This is a genomic window from Achromobacter sp. ACM04 (assembly GCF_014851465.1).
Lineage (GTDB): Bacteria > Pseudomonadota > Gammaproteobacteria > Burkholderiales > Burkholderiaceae_B > Achromobacter > Achromobacter aegrifaciens.
Genome location: NZ_JACUZS010000011.1, coordinates 1 through 1,049, shown reverse-complemented (window position 1 = coordinate 1,049; position 1,049 = coordinate 1). Strand labels below are relative to the sequence as shown.

1 protein-coding gene is annotated in these 1,049 nt (G+C 66.1%); it reads left to right on the top strand.

Translation table 11 applies throughout. The features are described 5' to 3' along the window. Positions 1 to 1,049 (top strand): VCBS domain-containing protein (locus tag IB259_RS30825; RefSeq protein ID WP_225596993.1); only part of this gene is annotated, 1,049 nt, incomplete at both ends.

The window sequence follows — 1,049 nt, the reverse complement described above, 5'->3', positions numbered from 1 at the left end:
GGCGTGGCCAAGGGCACGGTCCCCGCCGGCCAGAACGTCACCGGCAACGTCAACACCGCCGTCAACGGCGAGTACGGCAAGATCGTCCTCAAGGCCGACGGCACCTACACCTACGAGCTGAACAACAACGATCCGCGCGTGAACGCGCTGCTCGATGGACAGCAGCTCAAGGACACCTTCACCTACACGATCCGTGATGCCGACGGCGACGTCAGCACCACCACCATCACCGTCACCATCAACGGCCACACCGATGGCGTGCCCGGCGTGACCGTCCCCGATGCCAATGGCGCCGATGCCGGCAACGTCAGCATCGCCGAGAACGCCACGCAGCCGGTCACCGGCGAACTGACCGTCACCGCACCGGAAGGCCTGGCCACCGTCAAGATCGGCAACGTCACCCTCTCTGTGGCCGACCTGCAGGCGCTGGGCACCACCCCGGTCGTCGTCAACGGCACCGAAGGCAAGCTCACGCTGACTGGCTACGACCCGGCCACCGGCAAGATCACCTATAGCTACCAGCAGGACGGGACGGCCAAGAACCACACCGCCGGCGACGACTCCGTCACCGACAAGTTCACCGTCACCGTCACCGATGCGGCCAACCAGGTCAAGTCCGACGACCTGGTCGTGCTCATCACCGACACCGCGCCCGAAGCCAAGCCCGACACCGCTTCCGTCACGGAAGACACCGCACTGACCGCCTCCGGCAACGTCATCAGCGGCACCGGCGCCGACACCCTCGGCGCGGACGTCACCAATGTCGTGGGCGTGGCCAAGGGCACGGTCCCCGCCGGCCAGAACGTCACCGGCAACGTCAACACCGCCGTCAACGGCGAGTACGGCAAGATCGTCCTCAAGGCCGACGGCACCTACACCTACGAGCTGAACAACAACGATCCGCGCGTGAACGCGCTGCTCGATGGACAGCAGCTCAAGGACACCTTCACCTACACGATCCGTGATGCCGACGGCGACGTCAGCACCACCACCATCACCGTCACCATCAACGGCCACACCGATGGCGTGCCCGGCGTGACCGTCCCCGA